This window comes from Actinomadura sp. NPDC023710, from assembly GCF_040639875.1.
In the GTDB taxonomy this organism is placed as follows: Bacteria; Actinomycetota; Actinomycetes; order Streptosporangiales; family Streptosporangiaceae; genus Spirillospora; species Spirillospora citrea.
In genome coordinates this window covers 106526-124994 of sequence record NZ_JBFAGB010000022.1, presented here as the reverse complement: position 1 = coordinate 124994, position 18469 = coordinate 106526, and the positions used below count along the sequence as shown (strand labels likewise).

The 18469-nt window shown below is 74.6% G+C and carries 19 protein-coding genes; 6 read left to right on the top strand and 13 right to left on the bottom strand.

Features of this window, described 5'->3' with window-relative positions; translation table 11 throughout:
• Nucleotides 1-2: 2 nt before the first annotated feature.
• Both AB0H37_RS25270 and AB0H37_RS25265 read left to right on the top strand, forming a co-directional pair.
• On the top strand, nucleotides 3-1193 hold the full coding sequence (locus AB0H37_RS25270; RefSeq protein ID WP_360615626.1) for a branched-chain amino acid ABC transporter permease: 1191 nt from the start codon (nucleotides 3-5) through the stop codon (nucleotides 1191-1193).
• Nucleotides 1111-2424: an ABC transporter substrate-binding protein gene (locus AB0H37_RS25265; protein WP_360615624.1), complete on the top strand. Its 1314-nt coding sequence runs from the start codon at nucleotides 1111-1113 to the stop codon at nucleotides 2422-2424. The genes AB0H37_RS25270 and AB0H37_RS25265 overlap by 83 nt, the downstream gene beginning before the upstream one ends.
• A 69-nt stretch (nucleotides 2425-2493) precedes the next feature.
• Here AB0H37_RS25265 and AB0H37_RS25260 read toward each other — a convergent pair whose 3' ends face one another.
• From AB0H37_RS25260 to pfkB, 7 genes are all read right to left on the bottom strand, one after another.
• Nucleotides 2494-3255, bottom strand: a complete 762-nt coding sequence (locus AB0H37_RS25260; protein WP_179838664.1) for a DeoR/GlpR family DNA-binding transcription regulator — start codon at nucleotides 3253-3255, stop codon at nucleotides 2494-2496.
• Nucleotides 3256-3348: 93 nt separating this feature from the next.
• Nucleotides 3349-3627: an HPr family phosphocarrier protein gene (locus tag AB0H37_RS25255; protein WP_179834602.1), complete on the bottom strand. Its 279-nt coding sequence runs from the start codon at nucleotides 3625-3627 to the stop codon at nucleotides 3349-3351.
• Between the two features lie 10 nt (nucleotides 3628-3637).
• Nucleotides 3638-4678: an alcohol dehydrogenase catalytic domain-containing protein gene (locus tag AB0H37_RS25250; protein ID WP_360615622.1), complete on the bottom strand. Its 1041-nt coding sequence runs from the start codon at nucleotides 4676-4678 to the stop codon at nucleotides 3638-3640.
• On the bottom strand, nucleotides 4675-5154 hold the full coding sequence (locus AB0H37_RS25245; protein WP_329091400.1) for a PTS sugar transporter subunit IIA: 480 nt from the start codon (nucleotides 5152-5154) through the stop codon (nucleotides 4675-4677). The genes AB0H37_RS25250 and AB0H37_RS25245 overlap by 4 nt, the downstream gene beginning before the upstream one ends.
• Nucleotides 5147-5446: a PTS lactose transporter subunit IIB gene (locus AB0H37_RS25240; RefSeq protein WP_329091398.1), complete on the bottom strand. Its 300-nt coding sequence runs from the start codon at nucleotides 5444-5446 to the stop codon at nucleotides 5147-5149. The genes AB0H37_RS25245 and AB0H37_RS25240 overlap by 8 nt, the downstream gene beginning before the upstream one ends.
• A gap of 17 nt (nucleotides 5447-5463) precedes the next feature.
• Nucleotides 5464-6642: a PTS mannitol transporter subunit IICB gene (locus AB0H37_RS25235; protein WP_360615619.1), complete on the bottom strand. Its 1179-nt coding sequence runs from the start codon at nucleotides 6640-6642 to the stop codon at nucleotides 5464-5466.
• A gap of 43 nt (nucleotides 6643-6685) precedes the next feature.
• Nucleotides 6686-7624, bottom strand: coding sequence for a 1-phosphofructokinase (pfkB, locus tag AB0H37_RS25230; protein ID WP_360615617.1), 939 nt, complete (start codon nucleotides 7622-7624; stop codon nucleotides 6686-6688).
• A gap of 197 nt (nucleotides 7625-7821) precedes the next feature.
• Between pfkB and AB0H37_RS25225 the strand changes: the two genes are divergently transcribed.
• From AB0H37_RS25225 to ligA, 3 genes are read left to right on the top strand one after another with little or no spacing between them, the layout of a single operon-like run.
• Nucleotides 7822-8706, top strand: coding sequence for a DMT family transporter (locus tag AB0H37_RS25225; protein ID WP_360615615.1), 885 nt, complete (start codon nucleotides 7822-7824; stop codon nucleotides 8704-8706).
• 11 nt (nucleotides 8707-8717) lie between these two features.
• On the top strand, nucleotides 8718-9617 hold the full coding sequence (locus tag AB0H37_RS25220; RefSeq protein WP_360615613.1) for an alpha/beta hydrolase-fold protein: 900 nt from the start codon (nucleotides 8718-8720) through the stop codon (nucleotides 9615-9617).
• 39 nt (nucleotides 9618-9656) lie between these two features.
• Nucleotides 9657-11726 (top strand): NAD-dependent DNA ligase LigA, encoded by a 2070-nt coding sequence (gene ligA, locus AB0H37_RS25215; RefSeq protein ID WP_360615611.1) that lies wholly within the window; start codon nucleotides 9657-9659, stop codon nucleotides 11724-11726.
• A 7-nt stretch (nucleotides 11727-11733) separates the two neighbouring features.
• On the opposite strand, the gene AB0H37_RS25210 is transcribed toward ligA, so the two are convergent.
• The 5 genes from AB0H37_RS25210 to AB0H37_RS25190 form a co-directional block, all read right to left on the bottom strand.
• A complete protein-coding gene (locus AB0H37_RS25210) occupies nucleotides 11734-12915 on the bottom strand; it encodes a helix-turn-helix domain-containing protein (protein ID WP_329091385.1) in 1182 nt (393 codons plus the stop codon).
• A 95-nt stretch (nucleotides 12916-13010) separates the two neighbouring features.
• Nucleotides 13011-14345: an acyltransferase gene (locus tag AB0H37_RS25205; protein WP_360615609.1), complete on the bottom strand. Its 1335-nt coding sequence runs from the start codon at nucleotides 14343-14345 to the stop codon at nucleotides 13011-13013.
• A 198-nt stretch (nucleotides 14346-14543) separates the two neighbouring features.
• Entirely contained in the window at nucleotides 14544-15332 is a 789-nt protein-coding gene (locus AB0H37_RS25200; RefSeq protein WP_329091380.1) for an SAM-dependent methyltransferase, read from the bottom strand.
• A 288-nt stretch (nucleotides 15333-15620) separates the two neighbouring features.
• Complete coding sequence (locus AB0H37_RS25195) at nucleotides 15621-16250, bottom strand: GNAT family N-acetyltransferase (RefSeq protein ID WP_329091377.1); 630 nt, start codon at nucleotides 16248-16250, stop codon at nucleotides 15621-15623.
• 62 nt (nucleotides 16251-16312) lie between these two features.
• Nucleotides 16313-16756: a hypothetical protein gene (locus AB0H37_RS25190; protein WP_360615606.1), complete on the bottom strand. Its 444-nt coding sequence runs from the start codon at nucleotides 16754-16756 to the stop codon at nucleotides 16313-16315.
• Nucleotides 16757-17002: 246 nt separating this feature from the next.
• Here AB0H37_RS25190 and AB0H37_RS25185 point away from each other — a divergent pair, with 246 nt between their 5' ends.
• On the top strand, nucleotides 17003-17527 hold the full coding sequence (locus tag AB0H37_RS25185; RefSeq protein ID WP_360615604.1) for a hypothetical protein: 525 nt from the start codon (nucleotides 17003-17005) through the stop codon (nucleotides 17525-17527).
• Here the strand turns inward: AB0H37_RS25185 and AB0H37_RS25180 are convergent.
• Nucleotides 17522-18436, bottom strand: coding sequence for a LysR family transcriptional regulator (locus AB0H37_RS25180; RefSeq protein WP_360615651.1), 915 nt, complete (start codon nucleotides 18434-18436; stop codon nucleotides 17522-17524). The two genes, AB0H37_RS25185 and AB0H37_RS25180, sit on opposite strands and share 6 nt — an antisense overlap.
• Between the last annotated feature and the right edge of the window lie 33 nt (nucleotides 18437-18469).

Genomic DNA, 18469 nt, shown 5'->3' with positions numbered 1-18469 from the left:
CCGTGACCGCCCCCGTGCGAAGCGCCCTGCGCCGCTCCACCCTGACCCGGCACGCGGCCGGCGCCGCCCTCGCCCTCGCCGCGCTGTACGTGCTGACCACCGCCGCCGGCCCCTACCGGGACCTGCAGATCGCGCAGGCCGCCTACCTCACCTGCGCGGTCGCCGGCCTGACGGTGCTGACCGGGCTCGGCGGGCAGATCTCCCTCGGGCACGGGGCGTTCATGGCGGTCGGCGCCTACACCGCGGCGCTGGTCATCGGGCACTGGGGCTGGCCGCTCGCGGCGGTCCTGCCGGCGGCGGCCGGGGCCACCGCCGTGGCGGGCGCGGTGGTCGGCGCCGTCGCCGCCCGGTTGCACGGCCCCTACCTGGCCGGCGCCACCCTCGCCTTCGCCGTGGGGCTGCCCGGCCTCGCCAACTACGAGCCGCTCGCCGGCGTGCTGGGCGGCCAGAACGGGCTGACCATCGTCCCGCCGGTCCCGCCCGCCGCGCTCGGCGAGACGTTCCCGCTGGAGCGCTGGCAGGCGTGGATCTGCTGCCTCGGCGCCGTCGTCACCCTGTTCCTGCTCGCCAACCTGACCCGCGGCCGGTTCGGGCGGACGCTGCGCGCCAGCCGCGACGACGAGATCGCCGCCGCGCTGAGCGGGGTCCGGGTCGCCCGGCTGCGGATCGCCGCGACCGTCGTCTCGGCGGCCTGCGCCGGGCTCGCCGGCGGGCTGCTCGCCGTGGTCGCCACGCTGGCCGCGCCGGGCGCGTTCCCGCTCACGCTGTCCCTCCAGCTCATCGCCGCGATCGTCATCGGCGGGCTCGGCAGCCTGCCGGGCGCCGTGTGGGGCGCGTTGATCCTGGTGTACGTGCCGACGTGGGCGGCGGACCTGTCGTCCTCGTCCGGCCTCTCGCACAACATCGCGTCGAACCTGCCCCTCGCCGTCTACGGCGTCGTCCTCATCGCGGTGACGCTGGCCTTCCCGCGCGGCGTCCAGGGAGGGCTGCGCGGCATCGGCGGCGCAGTCCGGCGCCGCGCACGCGGGAGGCGCGACCGGGCTCCCGGGTCGCGCGGTCCCGCGCCGAGCGACACATCGGGGCCCACCACAACGCACCCAGGAGGAGCAGATGAAGCGACGCCGGACGATACGGGCGCTCGCCCTGACGACCGCGGCGACGCTGGCGGTCGCGGCGAGCGGCTGCGGCGGTGACGGAGGGGACGGCGGGTCGGCGGCGCCCGGCGTGACCGCCACCACCGTCACGATCGGCAGCCACCAGCCGCTGACCGGGCCGGCCGCGCCCGGCTACAGCGCCAACTCCGCGGCGTCCAAGGCGTTCTTCGACTACGTGAACGCGAGCGGCGGCGTGCACGGACGCAAGATCGTCTACAAGTACGTCGACGACGCCTACAACCCGACGCAGACCGTGAGCGCGACGCAGAAGCTCGTCCTCCAGGACAAGGTCTTCGCGATCTTCAACGGGCTGGGCACGCCCACGCACTCCAAGGTGGTCGACTACCTGAACGCCCAGCGCGTCCCCGACCTGTTCGTCGCGTCCGGCTGCGGCTGCTGGGACCAGCCGGACAAGCACCCGCAGACGTTCGGGTGGCAGGTCGACTACATCCGCGAGGGCAAGATCCTCGGCGACCACGTCAAGAAGACCTACGCGGGGAAGAAGGTCGCCTACTTCTTCCAGAACGACGACTTCGGCCAGGACGGGGTGAAGGGCCTCGACAAGTACATCCCGAAGGACCAGGTCGTGTCCCGGCAGTCCTACCAGCCGGGCAGCACCGACATCGGCGCCCAGGCGCAGGCGATCGCCCAGTCCAAGGCCGACGTCGTCGTGCTGTTCAGCATCCCCACCTACACGGCGCTGTTCCGGCTCGCCTCGCTGAAGCTGAACTACAAGCCGACGTTCGTCGTCAGCAACGTCGGGTCCGACCCGATCACGCTCACGGGGCTGCTGGAGAGTTTCGCCAAGAAGGGCGGCAGCGAGGTCGAGGGCAGCCCGCTCATCCAGGGCATGGTGACCGACGGCTACCTCGCCGCGCCGGGCGACGCCTCCAACAGCTGGACGGCGCTGTTCAAGAAGATCCACGACCGGTACATCCCGAAGCTGCCGTTCAACGGCAACATCGTCTACGGGATGTCGGTCGCCTACACCTTCGTGCAGGCGCTCCAGGCGGCCGGGAAGGACCCGACCCGCAAGGGCATCGTGGAGGCGCTGGAGAAGTCGCGCTTCACCGGGCCGGGCGTCGTCCCGTTCGCCTACGGCGCGGATTCGCACGCCGGGTACACCGGGGCGGTCATCGGCACGATCAAGGGGCAGAACGTCGTGCCCCAGGGGCAGCCGCTGACCACCGACGACGGTGACGGGCCGATCCAGCCCTACACGACCCCGCAGCCGCAGGCGCCCGCCAACGGCGTCCCCGCCGCGGGCTGACGGGTCCCGCCGTCCCGCGCGTCCCCGGCGCGGGACGGCGGCCCGGCCGCCCGCCGCGCGGCGGGCGGTTCAGGCGCGGACGACCTCCGGGCCCGCGGCCGCGAGGTCGGCCGCCAGGTCGGTGTCCAGCCCGGTGTCGGTGATCAGCACGTCGATGTCGGCGAGGCCGCCGAACCGCACGAGGTGGTCGTGCCCGATCTTGGTGCGGTCGGCGAGCAGCACCCGCCGCCGCGACGAGGCGATCATCGCCCGCTTCACCGCGGCCTCGGCCTGGTCGGAGGTGGTCAGCCCGCGCTCGACCGAGCAGCCGTTGGTCGCCATGAACGCCACGTCCACCCACAGGTCGGCGAGCGGGCGCAGCACCCAGTCGTCCACCGTGGCGAGCGTGCGGCCGCGGACCCGCCCGCCGAGGATGATCACGGTGAGGTTGGGGCGGGTCGCCAGCACCGCCGCGTGCGGCGGCGAGTTCACGATCACGGTCAGCTCGCGGTCGGTCGGCAGCAGCTGGACGAACCGGGACGTGGTCGTCCCGGCGTCCACGATGACCGACCCGTCGGCGGGCAGCTCCTCCAGCGCCGCCTTGGCGATGCGCTGCTTCTCCTCCGTCATCACCGCGTCCCGCGCCGCCAGCTCCGGCTCGAAGCCGAGCCGTTCGACGGGCATCGCGCCGCCGTGCACGCGCCGGACCGTCCCGGCCCGCTCCAGCACGGTCAGGTCGCGGCGGATCGTCTCGGTGGTGACCGAGAACTCCTCGGCGAGCGCGACCACGTCCACCCGGCCCTTCGAGCGCGCCAGCGCAAGGATCGCCTGCTGCCGTTCCTCGGCGTACATGACCGTCCCACCCGTTCCGTCTGCGTCGCGGTGCGTCCCGCGTCGCGGTGCGTCCATTGTGCCGAGTCCGCCGGACCCGGTCCGCGCAACCGGTCAGGCGGGCCGCTCGGCGTCCAGGTCGCGGGCGAGCAGGCCGGCGAGCTCCTCCAGCGCGCCGCCGGCCCCGTCCCCCTCGGCGGAGAGGATCACCTCCGTTCCCCGCCGCGCGCCGAGCGACAGCACGCCGAGGATGCTGCCGGCGGGGACGGGCGCGCCGTCGCCGACCCGGATGGACACCGGCACCGGCTGCCGCGCCGCCGCCTGGACGAACAACTGCGCGGGGCGGGCGTGCAGCCCCTGCGCCGCGGCGACGACGACGCTCCGTTCGGGCATGACGTCTCCTTCAGGGTTCGATCGTGACCTTGATGGCGGCGCCCCGGGTGACCAGGTCGAGGGCGTCGTGCAGGGCGTCCAGCGGAAGCCGGTGGGTGAGGAGGTCCTCGACGGGGACCCGCCCGGACCCGATCAGCTCCAGCGCACGGGCGTTGTGCGCGGGGCTCGACCCGTTCGCGCCGACCAGGGACAGCTCCCGGTAGTGGACGCGGTTGGCGTCCACGGCGACGACCGGGTCGTCCTTGGGCAGCCCGCCGAACAGGCTGACCCGGCCGCCCGGCGCGACCAGCCGCTGCGCCTGGCCCTGCGCGGCCGCCGACGCGGCGGCGGTGATCGCGACGTCGGCGCCGCGGCCGCCGGTGCGTTCGAGGATCTCCCCGACGACGTCGCCGGAGCCCGCGTCGAGCGCCGCGTCCGGCTTGACGAGCGCGGCGGCCCGGTGCAGCCGCTCGGCGTTGACCTCCACGAGGAACACGCGGGCGGCGCCGCGGGCCCGCGCGACCCGCACGTGCAGGCAGCCGACCGGGCCCGAGCCGAACACCACGACGTCGTCGCCCTCACCGACGCGGGCCAGTTCCTGGCCGTTCAGCACGCACGCGAGCGGCTCGGCGACCGACGCCTCGGCGAACGAGACGCCGTCCGGGACCCGGTTCACCCCGCCCACCGCGAGCACCTTCGCCGGGACCACCAGGTACTCGGCGAACCCGCCGTCGTAGTGGTATCCCATCGACTCCTGCGCGGCGCAGACCGTCATCCGGCCGCGGCGGCACTCGGCGCACCGCCCGCACGGGATCGCCGCGATCACCTGGACGCGGTCGCCCGCGGCCCAGTCCCCGGCGCCGGCCCCGGCCTCGACGACCTCCCCGGCGATCTCGTGGCCCATCACCCGCGGCGGGACGATGTGGTGGTGCCCGAACCGGGAGATCTTGACGTCGGTCCCGCAGGTCGAGCAGTTGCGGACGCGGATCTTCAGCTCGCCCGGGCCGGGCTCGGGTTCGGGGGCGTCCTCCAGGCGGATGTCGGCGGGGGCGTAGAAGCGGGCGACCTTCATGCGGTGTGTCCCTGTCCTGTCGGTTGCTCGTCCTCGGCCCGCGGGGCGAGGAGCGCGAGGATCTGCTCGGCGCCGGTGGACTCGCGCAGCGCGCGGGCCCGGTCCGGATCCATGAGGACCTGGGCCAGCTCGGCGAGGATCTCCATGTGGCCGTCGCCGCGCGCCGCGATCGCGATGCAGACGGTGACGGTCTCGCCGTTCCAGTCCGTCCCGTCCGGGAACCGGACGACGGCGAGGGCGTCGCGGCGGATCAGGTCGCGGCCCCCCGACGTGCCGTGCGGGATCGCCACGCCCTCACCGAGGTAGGTGGAGATGGAGCGTTCCCGCTCCAGCATCGCCTCGATGTAGCCGGGCTCGACGGCGCCCGCGTCCACCAGCACCTGCCCGCAGATCCGGACGGCGTGGTCGCGGCCGCGGGCCCGGGCGTCCAGCCGGATCGCGTCCGGGGCGAGCAGGCCGGCGGCGCCCTCAGGCACCGACCTCGCCGCCGTCCTTGATCGCCTTGACCAGCCGGTCGACGGCCGGGTCGCCGAGGTAGACCTCGAACGGGATCACCGGTGCGCCGCCGGCGCCGCGCCGGGCGCGGGCCGCGAGCCCGGTGTGGCAGACGACCACGTCGGCGTCGCCGGGGATCGCGTCGACGGGCGTGTGCTCGACCGCGACGTCCTGCCTGCGCAGCGCCTTGCGGAGCTGGCCGGCGAGCATGACGCTGCTGCCCATGCCGGCGTCGCAGGCGATGACGAGTTTGCGGATGTCCTTGCCGTTCATCGTGGGTGCGCCTTCCATCAGTGTGCGGTCGTCTCTCGTGCCGCGCCGTCGGCGGGCTGCTGCGGGGCGGTGTCCTCGGCGGCGCTCTCCTCGGTGGCGCCGGCCTCCCCGCCGGTCGCGTCCCCGTCCTCCGGGCCGGACTCGGCCAGCCGGCCGAAGCCGAGCAGGGCGGCGCCGACGCCGAAGGAGACGGCCGCGGAGGCGATCAGGCCCGTGTAGACGCCGATCCAGTTGCCGGCGCCGCGGGGCGTCTGCGCGAGGTAGGCGAAGATGCTGCCCGGCGACGGGGTCGCCACGAGCCCGGCGCCCGTGGCCACGAAGATCGCCACTCCGGTCATGCCGCCCGCGATCGCGGCGAGGATCATCCGCGGCTTCATCAGGATGTAGGGGAAGTAGATCTCGTGGATGCCGCCGAAGAAGTGGATGACGGCGGCCGCCGGGACGCTCGGGCGCAGCCGCCGCGGCCCGAAGAACCAGTAGGCGAGCAGGACGCCGAGGCCCGGCCCCGGATTGGACTCCAGCATGAACAGCACGGACCTGCCGTGCTCGGCGGCCTGCTGGACGCCGAGCGGCCCGAGCACCCCGTGGTTGACGGCGTTGTTGAGGAACAGCACCTTCGCCGGCTCGATGAGCAGGGACGTGAGCGGCAGCAGGTCGTGGTCGACCAGCCATCCCACGCCGTCCCCGGCCCATTCGGTGAAGGTGTTCATGACCGGGCCGATGACCCGGTTGCCGGCGACGGCCATCGCGGCGCCGACGATCCCGGCGGAGAAGTTGTCGACCAGCATCTCGAACCCGGTCCGGACGCGGTCCCGCACGAGCCCGTCGAACAGCCGCAGCAGGTACGCGGCGAGCGGGCCGATGATCATCGCGCCGAGGAACATCGGCACCTCGGCGCCGACGACGATGCCCACGGTGGCGACCGCGCCGACGACGGCGCCGCGCTGGCCGTGCACCATGCGGCCGCCGGTGTAGCCGATCAGCAGCGGCAGCAGGAACTTGATCATCGGGTCGACCAGCTCGCCGAGCTCCTTGTTCGGCAGCCAGCCCGTCGGGATGAACAGGGCGGTGATCAGGCCCCAGGCGATGAACGCGCCGATGTTCGGCATCACCATCGCGGCCATCCGGCCGCCGAGCCGCTGGACGTTCGCGCGGATCCCGCTCCCGGCGGGCTCCGGGGTGTAGGTGGTGGCCATCTCGGCCTCCTGTCGTTCGGGGGTGGGGGTGGTGCTCTGCGGGTCAGGTGAGGAGGGGGCGGGCGAGGTCGGGCCGCGGGTGGATGCGGACGATGTCGCGCCGCACGTCGGCGGCGCCCGGCATCCGGCTGGCGGGCAGCCGCACGGCCGCCGCGCCCCAGGCGAGGCCCTCGGCGAGCGCGCGGGGCCCGCGGGCGCCCGCCGCGAGGAACCCGGCGAGCAGGGCGTCGCCGGCGCCGACGGTGCTGCGCGGGAGGGCGACGGGCGCCTCGCCGGTGAGGACGCCGTCGTCGTCGACGAGCACCGCGCCCTGCGCGCCGAGGCTGACCAGGACGGCGCGGGCCCCCCAGGCCCGCAGCTGCCCGGCCGCCTCGACCGCGTCGGCCACGGTGTCGACCGGGCCGCCCGCGGCCTCCGCGAGCTCCTCCCGGTTCGGTTTGACCAGGTCGGGCGCGGCGGCGACGGCGGCGCGCAGCGCCGGGCCGCTGGTGTCGACCGCGACGCGGACGCCGCCCGCGGCGAACCGGCGGCACATCCGCGCGTAGGTGCCGTCCGGGACGCCGGGCGGCAGGCTCCCGCAGCCGACGACCCAGCTGGCGGCGCCGGCCGCGGCGGCCACCGCGGCGCCGACCTCGTCCAGCTCCCCGGGCGACAGCGGGCCGCCGGGCTCGTTCAGCTTGGTGACGACGCCGCCGGGCTCGACGATCGTGACGTTGGAGCGGGTCCGCCCGCGGGCGCGGACGGCGTGCACCCGCATGCCCTCGGCCTCCAGCAGCCGGCGCAGCTGGTCGCCGTCCGCGCCGCCCACCGCGACCACGGCGGCGGCCTCGACGCCGTTGGCCAGCAGCGCCCGGGACACGTTGACGCCCTTGCCGCCCGGGTCCAGCCGCGCGGACCTGGCCCGGATGACCGCGCCGCGGGTCAGCACGTCCACCTCGATCGTGCGGTCGAGGCTCGGGTTGAGCGTCACCGTGACGATCATGCGCCGACCGCTCCCGGCTCCATGTGGCTTCCCTTCTGTTTGAGTTGGTTTCTCTTGTTTTAGATCCGTTTTCTGTCGCGGTCAAGAGCGGCGGGGCCGCCGTGGTCGTCCTGTCCGATGGCGGGAAGGATGATCTGTGGTGGGCGGTGCGATGCGCGAGGCGGGAGGGGCGTCGTGAGCCGGGGCGGGACGGTCTGATGGCCTGGTCGATCTGCTTCAGCCTGCTCGCGGCGTTCCTGTTCGCCGGGGCCGCGGCCCTGCAGTACCGGGCCGCGAGGCGGGCCGTGCACGGCGTCTCGGACGCGTCCGCCGTCCACGGGCTGATCCGCCGGCTGGTCCGCGACCCGGTGTGGCTGACCGGATGGGGGGTCAACCTCGGCGGGTTCTGCGCGCAGGCCGTCGCCCTGCACTTCGGCTCGACGGCCGTCGTCCAGCCGCTGCTGGTCACCCAGCTGGTCTTCACGATCGTGCTCGGCACGATCGGCACGGGACGCCGGCCCGCGCGGCTGGACCTGCTCGGCGGCATCGCCGTGTCCGCCGGCCTCGCCGTCCTGTTCACGGTCCCGGGCGCGATCCCGCCCCAGGGCGAGCCGTCCCGGCCGCGGATCCTGCTCGCCGGGCTCATCGCCGCGCCGGTCATCATCGCGCTGTCCCGGGCGGCATGGCTTCGCAAGGGCCCGATACGGGCCGCGCTGCTCGGCGTCTGCGCCGGCCTGTGCTTCGCCGCGACCGCCGTGCTCATCAAGCTCACCACCGCCGACCTGGTCGACCGCGGCGTCGCCGCCACCGCGGGGGACTGGCCCGGCTACGCGCTGGCGGGCAGCACGCTGCTCGGCCTGGTCATCGAGCAGCGGGCGTTCGCGGCCGGGTCGCTGCCCGCGGCCATGACCGCGATGACGATGACGAACCCGATCGCGTCCTACCTCGTGGCCGCCTTCGCCTTCCAGACGCTGCCGCCCCGGACGGCCGCCGCGTTCACGGCCCTGTCGTTCAGCGTGCTCCTGCTCACCGGGGGAGTCGCGCTCCTGTCGCGGTCCGCGCACGCGACCCGCGAGAGCGATACGGTGCCCGAAGCCTCCTGAAAGGACCCTCTTTGATCACCCGACGCGCCCTCGTCCTCGGTGGGCTCGGCGGCATCGGCGCCGTCGCGGTCACGGGCGGCACCGGCTACGCGCTGGTCGAGAGCGAGGCCCTCCCCGGCAAGGTCCGGCTGGACCGCGCGCTCGGCAGGTGCGGGGACGTGCCGGCGCCGCCGCCCTCGTCCGTCCGGACCGAGACGATGACCTGGCGTTCCGCGCATCGCCGCACGACCGTCACCGCGACCGTCGTCCCGCCCGCCGCGAACCGGTCGCCGCGCGGCCTGCCGGTGGTCGTCGCCCTGCACGGCACCGGGGAGAACGGCTCCTCCCTCGTGCGGAACCTGGCCCTGGACCACTACCTGCCCGACGCCGTCGCCAACGGCGGCGTCCCCCCGTTCACCCTGGTGAGCGTGGACGGCGGGCCCTCCACCTACTGGCATCCCCGCGCCGCCGGCGACGACCCCGTCGGCATGATCGTGGACGAGCTGCTGCCGCGGCTGCGGGAACGCGGCGCCCGCACCGACCGCGTCGGCGCCATCGGCTGGTCGATGGGCGGCTACGGCGCCCTCGTCCTGGCCCGCCGTCTCGGCCCCGCCCGCACGGCCGCCGTGGTCGCGTCGTCCCCGGCCCTGTTCGGCTCCTACGAGGACGCGATCGCCACCAACCGCCGCGCGTTCGACGGCGCGGCGGACTACCACCGCAACGACGTCTTCGCCGCGCTGGACGAGCTGGAGGGCATCCCGCTGCGCGTCGACTGCGGGACGAGCGACCCGTTCGCCGACCGGGTGCGCGAGTTCCGCGACCGGGTCCGCCCCGAGGGCGGGCTGGAGGACGGATGCCACGACGCGGCCTTCTGGCGGCGGCAACTCCGCCGCGAACTGGCGTTTCTCGGACACCGCCTGGGCGCCCGCTGATCACCTGGAGATGTCGGTGGGACCAGGCATGATGTCGTCATGAGCGACACCCCGGCCCACACCGAGATCGGCGACCGGGCGGCCTACGCCGCCGCCGTCCAGACCGCCGTCGCCGCCTCCGCCGCCTACTACGGCGAGGGCGACGCGCCGCTCGACGACGACGCCTTCGACCGGCTGGTGCGCGGCATCGCCGCCTACGAGGCCGAGCATCCGGACGAGGTGCTGCCCGAGTCCCCGACGGGCAAGGTCGCCGGGGGAGCGGTGGTCGGCGACGTCCCGCACACCGTCCCGATGCTGAGCCTGGACAACGTGTTCTCCGCCGAGGGCCTGCAAACGTGGGCGGCGCGCCTGGTCCGCAGGCTCGGCCGCGAGGTCGCGACATGGAGCGTGGAGCCGAAGCTGGACGGCATGGCGATCTCGGCCCGGTACCGCGGCGGGCGGCTCGTCCAGCTGGTGACGCGGGGCGACGGCGCCGCCGGGGACGACGTGTCGCACTGCTCCGGCATGATCCTCGGCCTGCCGGGCCGCCTCGCCCGGCCGCTCACCGTCGAGCTGCGCGGCGAGGTGCTGATGACGCGGGCCCAGTTCGAGGCCGCCAACGCCGCCCGCACCGCCGCCGTGGGAACGACGTTCGCCAACCCGCGCAGCGCCGCCGCGGGGTCCCTGCGCACCCGGGACCACCCCTACAAGGTGGAAATGACCTTCTTCGCCTACGGCGCCCTCCCGATGGACGGCACCGACGACGAGACGGCCGCGCGCCTGCGCGACCTGCCGCACAGCCAGATCATGGAGCTGGTCGCGGGCCTCGGCGCGAACACCACGGCCGCGACGTCCGCCCCGGGGATCACCGCGACGTCGATCGAGCGGGTCCTGGAACGGGTCGAGGAGATCGCCGCGCTGCGCGCCGAACTGGACTTCGGCATCGACGGCATCGTGATCAAGGCGGACGCGGCGGCCGACCAGGCCGACGCCGGCCTGTCCTCCCGCGCCCCGCGCTGGGCGATCGCCTACAAGCTGCCCGCGGTCGAGAAGATCACCCGCCTGCTGGACGTGGAGTGGAACGTCGGCCGGACCGGGGTCATCGCGCCCCGCGCCGTCCTGGAGCCCGTCGAGGTGGACGGCTCCACCGTCACCTACGCGACCCTGCACAACGCCGCCGACATCGAGCGGCGCGGCCTGATGATCGGCGACCACGTCACCGTCTACAAGGCGGGTGACGTCATCCCGCGCGTGGAGGCGCCGGTCGTCCACCTGCGCTCCGGGCGGGAGCGGCCCATCGAGATCCCCGCGGCCTGCCCGCGTTGCGGCGACGGCATCGACGCCTCCCAGCAGCGCTGGCGGTGCGTGCGGGGGCGTGCCTGCCACGCCGTCGTGTCCCTGCGCTACGCGGTGGCCCGCGACCAGTTCGACATCGAGGGCCTCGGCGAGGGACGCATCGACCAGCTCATCGCCACTGGGCTGATCAGCGACTTCGCCGACCTGTTCACGCTCACATACGACCAGGTCATCGCCCTGGAGCGGATGGGTGAGACCAGCACCACCGCCCTTCTCGCCGCGATCGAGGGGGCCAAGGCCAAGCCGCTGAGCAAGGTGTTCTGCGCGCTCGGCGTGCGCGGCACCGGCCGGTCGATGTCGCGCCGCATCGCCCGGCATTTCGCCACGATGGACGCGATCCGCGCCGCGGACGCCGAGGCGTTCCAGGAGGTCGAGGGCGTCGGGCCGGAGCGCGCGGCGGTCCTGGTCGCCGAGATCGCCGAGCTGGCCCCGCTGATCGACAAGCTCGTCGCCGCCGGGGTCACCATGACCGAGCCGGGCACCGCCGGCCCCGCCGCGCGGGAGGCCGGGCCCGACGCCGCGGCACTGCCCCTGGCCGGGATCTCGGTCGTCGTCACCGGAACGATGTCCGGCCCTCTGGACGGCCTGTCGCGCAACCAGGTGAACGAGCTGATCGAACGCGCCGGCGGCACGGCGTCCTCGTCGGTGTCGGCCCGCACGTCCCTGCTCGTCGCGGGGGAGAAGGCCGGGTCGAAGAAGGCCAGGGCCGAGCGGCTCGGCATCGAGATCGTCACGCCGGAGGAGTTCGCCGCCCGCGTCGCCGCGTTCCTGTGACCCGCGGCTACGCTGTCCGTTCGGCGCGGCCCGGCCGGTCGGCACGGCCCGTCCGCACCAGCCAGCTCAGCATCAGCATGAGGTCGAGCCGGCCGTCCGGCTCGGTGAACCGGCCGCCGGTCAGCTCGGTGATGCGGCGCAGCCGGTACCTGACGGTCTGCTCGTGGATGTGCAGCCGCTCCGCGGCGATCACCGCGTTGTCACCGCACTGCAGGTAGGTCAGCAACGTCTCGGCGAGCGGCTGCCGGCGCCCCGGCGGCAGCTCCAGCAGCGGCCCGAGGGCGGCCTCGGCGGTCGCGTCGACCAGTTCGTCCGCCGCGAGCGTGGCCAGGGACGCGATGTGGTCCACGCACCGGACGGGCTCCTCGTCCGGCAGCAGCCCCCGCTCCGCCAGGGTCAGGGCGTGCCGCGCCCAGCGCAGCGACACCGCGCCCTGCCCGACCGGGACGGTCGGGCCGAGCGCCGAGGTGCCGAGCCTGCGCAGCGCCGGCCACAGCCGGTCCTGGCCGGGGCCCTCCGGGTCGGGCACCACGAGGAAGGGGATCGGCGCCTCCCAGTCCGCCAGCACGGCGGGCGGCAGGATCCGGGCTCCGGCGGGCGCCCCCGCGGGCAGCGCCACCAGCGCGATGCTCTTCGGCAGCTCCCAGCGGGCCGCGACCGCCAGCTCGGCGATCGCCTCGTGCCCGGGCGGGGGCTCGGCGACCAGCAGGTCGCGGAGCCGGTCGCGGCGGCGCTCCCGCTCGGTCGCCAGCTGGCCCTGCTCGCGGGCGTAGCCCTGCGCGGCGGCGTCGGCGGCCCGCGCCAGCAGCATGAACAGCGAGTCCGTGAGCCGGCCCAGCGTCTCGCGCGACCAGCCGAGCCGGTAGGCGTCCTTGATGAACCTGCGGCAGGCGACCTGGCTGCTCACGCGCATCGCGTTCTGCAGCGCGGCCAGGCTCCGGCCGTGCCGCGCCTCCTCCTCGCCGAGCCGCAGGTACAGCTCGGTGATCTTGCGCGCGTCCGCAGTCGGATGGTCGACGGAGTCCACGAAGAAGGCGACGGTGTCGCTGACCGTCTTCTCCACCTTCCGGGCGTACTCGCCCCCGTCGGCGCCCGCGTACTCGGGGACCTGGTCGCGGATCTCCCGCTCCATCTCGTCCACGGCGGCCTGGAGGTGCTGCCGCAGCACGTCGGGCAGCTCGGCGGGCATCGGCCCTTCTGTCATCCGTTGTCCGATCGGCGGGGTGGGCTCGGGCGAATCACCCTAGGCAAGAAAGCGAACGCTGTCATCACCCGCCGACACGGTCAGGGATGGGCGGGCTGCGGTGTGGAGGCGGCGGCGGAGGTGGAGGCGGCGGCGGAGGCGGAGGGGGTCGCGGGGGAGCGCCGCCGCGCCGTCACGCGGCGGCCGAGCTTCTGCGCCGGCAGTTCGACATACCGGTGCACCAGTGCGGCCGAGGTGAGGACGGTCGCCAGCAGCACCACGCCCCAGGCGGCCCGGACCGGCGCCGACAGCCCCCAGGTGTCCTGTCCGGCGGCGTGCCAGATCGCCTGGATGACCAGCGGGTGCAGCAGGTAGACCGAGTAGCTGACCAGGCCCAGCCACACGAGGACGCGCGGCATGGAGCGGTGCCGCAGGGCGAGGCCGGCCAGGAACGTCAGCCACGCGGCGCCCACGGCGATGGACCAGTCCGGCCCGAGGGGGTTCGGGTTGGCGTGCAGGGCCCAGCTGGTCGGGGTGCGCATCCCCGCCGCCACCGTCAGGGCGGGGACGATCGCCACCATCGCCGCGGCGGGTCCGGGCCGGAGCCGCCCGTCCTGGATGCCGCGGATCGCGGTCCCGGCGAACATGGTGGCGATGATGCACAGGCTCTCGATGGCGCCGATGCGGCTGTTCAGCACGAGCAGGATGAGGGCCAGCGCGGCCACCACCCCGACGCCCGCCCGCCGCAGCCCGCGGCGCCGGCTCACCATGGCGGCCAGGCCGCCGGCGAGCAGCAGCGCGGCGGCGAAGATCGTCCCGCCCGGCCACCGGGAGGCCAGCAGCCCGGACGGCAGCGCGACCCCGAGGATGGCCGCGCCCACGCCGAAGCCGAGGGCGACGCGGGCGCTGGCGCGGTGCACGCCGGCGACGAACATCGCCGTCACGAGCAGGTAGAAGACCATCTCGTAGGACAGCGTCCAGAAGACGTTGACGACGTTCGGGACGCCCAGCAGGTCCTGCAGCATCGTCAGGTGCGCCAGCGCGGACGTCCAGGGCCGGTCCCCTATCGCCGCGGGCAGCCCGTAGGAGAGGCCGGCCGCGCCGAGTAGCAGCGCCAGCACCACCGACACGCCCCACGCCGGATACAGCCGGAAGAACCGCCCGGCCCAGAACTGCCGGACGCTGCCGCGCCGCTCCAGGGAGAACGGCACCACGTAGCCGCTGACGAGGAAGAACACGAAGACCCCGTACCGGCCGAAGTCGAACCACGGGCCGGTCGCCCGGCGGACCTCGGGCAGCAGCACGTCCAGGGAGTGCTCGAACACCACCACCAAGGCGGCGAGGCCGCGGAGCGCGTCCAGCCAGCCCATGCGCGGTGCCTTCGCCGGGGGAGCGCCGATCGTCGTGTCAGGCGGAGTCAGGGTGTTCGTCGGCATCCGGGTCACCATAGGGGCCGAACCGTTACCGTTTCTAACGGGCAAATGAGATTTCTCTTAATCGCGGCACCCGTCGCCTGACGCAGCGTCACGGGGCGCGGACACCGGATGAGCGGCAGGAGCAGGGCGGGCACGGCGAACCGGAGGAGGCCGCCGGGCCGGACGTACCGGAAAAATGTGATCAACCCCACATCGGCGTCAGCGGACGCCGACGGCGCCGTACATGACCGGCTCGTCGCGGGGGCCGGGCGGCCCCTCGGCGATGAGCGGCGCCACCCCGGGCGGCAGCGGACGGAACGGCCCGAGGAGCCGTGCGATCTCGGCGCCGCCGCGCGGATGCACCGCGACCGAGGTCGCCTCGCCGTAGAGCCGCGCGGCTTCGGTGACGGCGCCGGGGGCGAAGTCGGCGGTGGCGTGCGAGACGACCAGCGCGCTGCCGGGCGCCGTGACCGCCGCGAGGCGGTCGACGAGGTCCCCGGCGCCGGGCACGAAGTGCAGGACGCAGGAGAACACCAGCGCGACCGGTTCGGCCGGGTCGATCAGCCGCCGCACCTCGGGGCTTTCCATGACGGCGGCCGGGTCGCGGATGTCGGCCCGCAGCGCCGCGATGTTGCCGCCGTCGATGAGCAGCGCGCGGGCGTGCGCGATGACGAGCGGGTCGTGGTCGACGTAAACGACGCGGGCGCCGCCCGCGCGGCCCGCGGCCATCTGGTGCAGGTTGTCGGTCCTCGGCAGGCCGCAGCCGAGGTCGAGGAACTGCCGCACCCCGCGTCCGGCGAGCAGTGCGACGGAGACGGCGAGGAAGCGGCGGGCGGCGCGGGCGGCGCCCGCGGCCTGCGGCAGGATCCCCAGGATCCGCTGGGCGAGGTCGCGGTCGGACGCGTAGTTGTCCTTACCGCCGAGGAGGTAGTCCTGGACGCGCGCCGGACCCGGCCGGTGCAGGGCGAGAGGGGTGGTCTCCGGCGCCCTCGTGCCGGGCATGGGCATGGTGCTTCACCTGTCGCCTTCACCAGAGGGGATCGGTGCAATGGCTCGCTTACGACGGTAGGCCGCCGCGGCGGCCCAGGGGCGGCCGCGTCCGGTGGACCGTCCGAAACCCGCCGGGCGCATGGCCGCATGGGGCCAGCCGGGTTTGACGCACCCCCGCCCGGTTCTGCGGCGGGCGGTCAAGGTGCGGACGCATCCGCGCCCGGGCACCGGCGTGCGACTGGCCTTTTCCGGCCATGACAAGCACTTAACCGAAGACGTCGATTCGCGGTGGAGAGCCCACCGTGGTCACCGTTCGGCGTCGCGCCACATGAGCCAGACCGGCGGGCACCCCCTGCCCGGCAGCCGGAGTTCGCGCGTCACCCTGAAGCCGAACCTCTCGTAGTAGGGCACGTTCTGTTCCTTGGACGATTCCAGGTAGGCGGGCAGGCCCTCGGCATCGCAGCGATCGAGCCGCGACCGCAGCAGGGCCGCGCCCAGACCGTTGCCCTGCGCCGGGGGGTCGGTGCCGAGCACGGCCAGGTACCAGTGCGGCTCGCGCGGATGGTGCTTCTCGATCGCGCTGAGCGCGCGGAGGGTGGCGGGCGTCCTGGCCCCCAGGATGCGCAGCAGCGGCATGGCGTGCGCCGCCTGCAACCGCAGGGGCACGCTCCACAGTCCGGGCGGGTCCCACAGCGCGGCGGCCTCGGCCCCGTCCCCGCGCCCGGTGGTCTCGGTGGACCCGTGGGGGAGGTGGACCCGCCGCAGCAGGATGCCGAACAGCGCGGTCATCCGCCGCACGCGGGAGGCGTCGTCCGGTAGCAGCCAGCGCCAGACGGGGTCGTCGTCGAACGCGCGCCCGAGGAGGGTCGCGATCGGTGCGGCGTCGGCGTCGTCCGCCACGCGGACGAGGGGGGACGGACGGGGCTCGGACGTCATGGCGCGACCTCCTCGGGGACGCGCCGATCCTCACCGGGGGCGCGGCCCCGCGTCAAGCGCGGTCACGCTCGGCCGCGGCGCTCGGCCCGCGCTCGGGCCAGCTCCTCCAGGATGAGCGAGACGCCGATCCCGACCAGCCAGGTGTCCTTCGCGAGCGGGATGCCCTGCGGGGTGGGGCGCAGCCCGCCCTCCTGCCGCACCCCGGGCAGCCGAAGGTACAGGCCGGTCAACCCGGCCGAGAACGCGGTGAGCGCCGCGCCCGCGACGAGGGAGGGCACCAGCGGGACCACCAGCACCGTGCCGAGGGCGACCTCCGCCCTGGCGAGCGTGCGGGTGAACTCCCGCGGATCCTGCGCCTCCAGGAACGGGTAGGCGGCCTTCGCCGTCCCGTGGGTCTGATCGGCCGCCTCGTCCAGTCCCTGGAGCTTCGACAGGCCCGAGTTCAGGACGAAGGCGCCGACGGCCAGCCGGACGGGCATCTGGTGAGCGCGAGCAAGTAGACGCATCGTGTCCCCATAAGCGATCGGAAGACCGGGTGCAGGGCATCATTCCCGCCGATTCGCCTTCACACCTGATCGCCGGGTCAAGTCTCGGCCTGCCGGCGCGCGGAGGGCGGACTACCGCGCGGGGAGCAGGCGCCCGGTCGGCGAATGCCCCGAGCGGGGCAGGCGGGAAGCCTCCGGGCGGCCGACGACGCCCCCGGTGCCGCCGTTGCACGATCGGGCCGTCGTCGAGAGAACCGGAGCGCTGAGATGTCGACCGTCCAGAGGCGGCCGGCGGCCGCCGGGCAGCGGTGGCGGCCGGGACCGCCCGTCCGCAAGACCATCACCGTCGTGCACGTCGTCGCCTCCGTCGCGCTGCTGGGGGAGGTGTGGGGCCTCGTGCTGCTCAACCTCACCGCCACGCTGACCGAGGACGCGACGCTCGCGCACTCCGCCTACCGCCTCATGGGCGTGCTGGTGTTCGGGGGAGGCATCCCGCTCAGCCTCACCGCCCTGGCCAGCGGCATCGCGCTCGCCACCGGCAGCTCGTGGGGCCTGGCGCGGCACTACTGGGTGCTCGCCAAGCTGGTGCTGCTGATCGCGGTGATCCTCGCCGGGATGCTGCTGTTCACGCCCGAGGCGATGGCGGACGCGACCGCGGGCGGGGCGGTTCCGTCCGGGCGGCGGTGGGAGCAGGTGGCGGTGGTCTCCTGCCAGCTGGTCATGCTGCTCACCGCCACCGCCCTGTCGGTGTTCAAGCCTCGCGGCCGCGTCCGGCGGCGCGTCCGCTCATGATGCGGGCCGCCCGTCCGGCAGGCGCTCGGCGACCGCCCGCAGCGCCTCCACGCACGCCCGGACCGCCGGCCGGTCCGACCCGGCCCGCCACGCCGCGTAGATCTTGCGGCGGACGGCGGGCCTGGTCGCGACGATGCGGACCCCGTGCGGGACCGGGTCGCGGCCGAGCCGGGGGATGAGCGCGGCGGCGAGGTCGGCGGCCACGAAGGCCAGCTGGGTCGGGTAGTCGGCGACGTTGCAGGCGAAGTCGGGCTCCACGTTGTGCTCGCGCAGCGTCTGCACGAGCTGCCGCTCGCAGGTGCCGCCCGCCGTCCACGAGGCCCAGCGCATCCCGCGCAGCTCGTCCAGGGCGACCGCGCGGCGCCGGGCCAGCGGGTGCCCGGCCGGCAGCGCCAGGTCGATGACGTCGGACGACAGCAGGACGTTGGACACAGACCCGGGGAACGGTGTGACCAGGGTGTCCCAGCTCTCGACGACGGCGACGTCGATGTCGCCGCGCGTGAGCGCGGGCAGGATCTGGTCGGCGTCCGCCTCCCGCAGGGTCGGGGTGAGGCCGGGATGCCGCTCGCGCAGCGCTTTGAGCGCCGTGGGCAGCACCGCGCGCGCCGCCGTCACGAACGCCCCGAGCCGCAGCGGCCCGACGGCGGCCTCGCGGAGCCCGTCGAGTTCGGCCGCGGCGGCTGTCAGCTGGGCCATCACCTGCTCGGCGTGCCCGGCCAGGACGTGCCCGGCCCGAGTGAGCCGGACGCCTCGGCCCCGCGGTTCGAGCAGGTCGTGGCCGGTCTCGCGTTCGAGCTTGGCGAGCTGCTGCGACACCCCCGAGGGCGTCACGTGCATGGCCTCGGCGGCGGCCGCGATCGAGCCGTGCACGGCCACCGCGTGCAGGGCGCGCAGACGTTCCACGTTCATCGTCACAGTAGTGATGCTACCGTCTTTTGCTTA

Bases quoted from the DNA above. Each gene is read 5' to 3' on its own strand.
- AB0H37_RS25265 (WP_360615624.1), top strand. From the start codon at position 1,111: ATGAAGCGACGCCGGACGATACGGGCGCTCGCCCTGACGACCGCGGCG.
- AB0H37_RS25260 (WP_179838664.1), bottom strand. From the start codon at position 3,255: ATGTACGCCGAGGAACGGCAGCAGGCGATCCTTGCGCTGGCGCGCTCG.
- AB0H37_RS25255 (WP_179834602.1), bottom strand. From the start codon at position 3,627: ATGCCCGAACGGAGCGTCGTCGTCGCCGCGGCGCAGGGGCTGCACGCC.
- AB0H37_RS25250 (WP_360615622.1), bottom strand. From the start codon at position 4,678: ATGAAGGTCGCCCGCTTCTACGCCCCCGCCGACATCCGCCTGGAGGAC.
- AB0H37_RS25240 (WP_329091398.1), bottom strand. From the start codon at position 5,446: ATGAACGGCAAGGACATCCGCAAACTCGTCATCGCCTGCGACGCCGGC.
- AB0H37_RS25235 (WP_360615619.1), bottom strand. From the start codon at position 6,642: ATGGCCACCACCTACACCCCGGAGCCCGCCGGGAGCGGGATCCGCGCG.
- pfkB (WP_360615617.1), bottom strand. From the start codon at position 7,624: ATGATCGTCACGGTGACGCTCAACCCGAGCCTCGACCGCACGATCGAG.
- AB0H37_RS25225 (WP_360615615.1), top strand. From the start codon at position 7,822: ATGGCCTGGTCGATCTGCTTCAGCCTGCTCGCGGCGTTCCTGTTCGCC.
- ligA (WP_360615611.1), top strand. From the start codon at position 9,657: ATGAGCGACACCCCGGCCCACACCGAGATCGGCGACCGGGCGGCCTAC.
- AB0H37_RS25210 (WP_329091385.1), bottom strand. From the start codon at position 12,915: ATGCCCGCCGAGCTGCCCGACGTGCTGCGGCAGCACCTCCAGGCCGCC.
- AB0H37_RS25205 (WP_360615609.1), bottom strand. From the start codon at position 14,345: ATGCCGACGAACACCCTGACTCCGCCTGACACGACGATCGGCGCTCCC.
- AB0H37_RS25200 (WP_329091380.1), bottom strand. From the start codon at position 15,332: ATGCCCATGCCCGGCACGAGGGCGCCGGAGACCACCCCTCTCGCCCTG.
- AB0H37_RS25195 (WP_329091377.1), bottom strand. From the start codon at position 16,250: ATGACGTCCGAGCCCCGTCCGTCCCCCCTCGTCCGCGTGGCGGACGAC.
- AB0H37_RS25190 (WP_360615606.1), bottom strand. From the start codon at position 16,756: ATGCGTCTACTTGCTCGCGCTCACCAGATGCCCGTCCGGCTGGCCGTC.
- AB0H37_RS25185 (WP_360615604.1), top strand. From the start codon at position 17,003: ATGTCGACCGTCCAGAGGCGGCCGGCGGCCGCCGGGCAGCGGTGGCGG.
- AB0H37_RS25180 (WP_360615651.1), bottom strand. From the start codon at position 18,436: ATGAACGTGGAACGTCTGCGCGCCCTGCACGCGGTGGCCGTGCACGGC.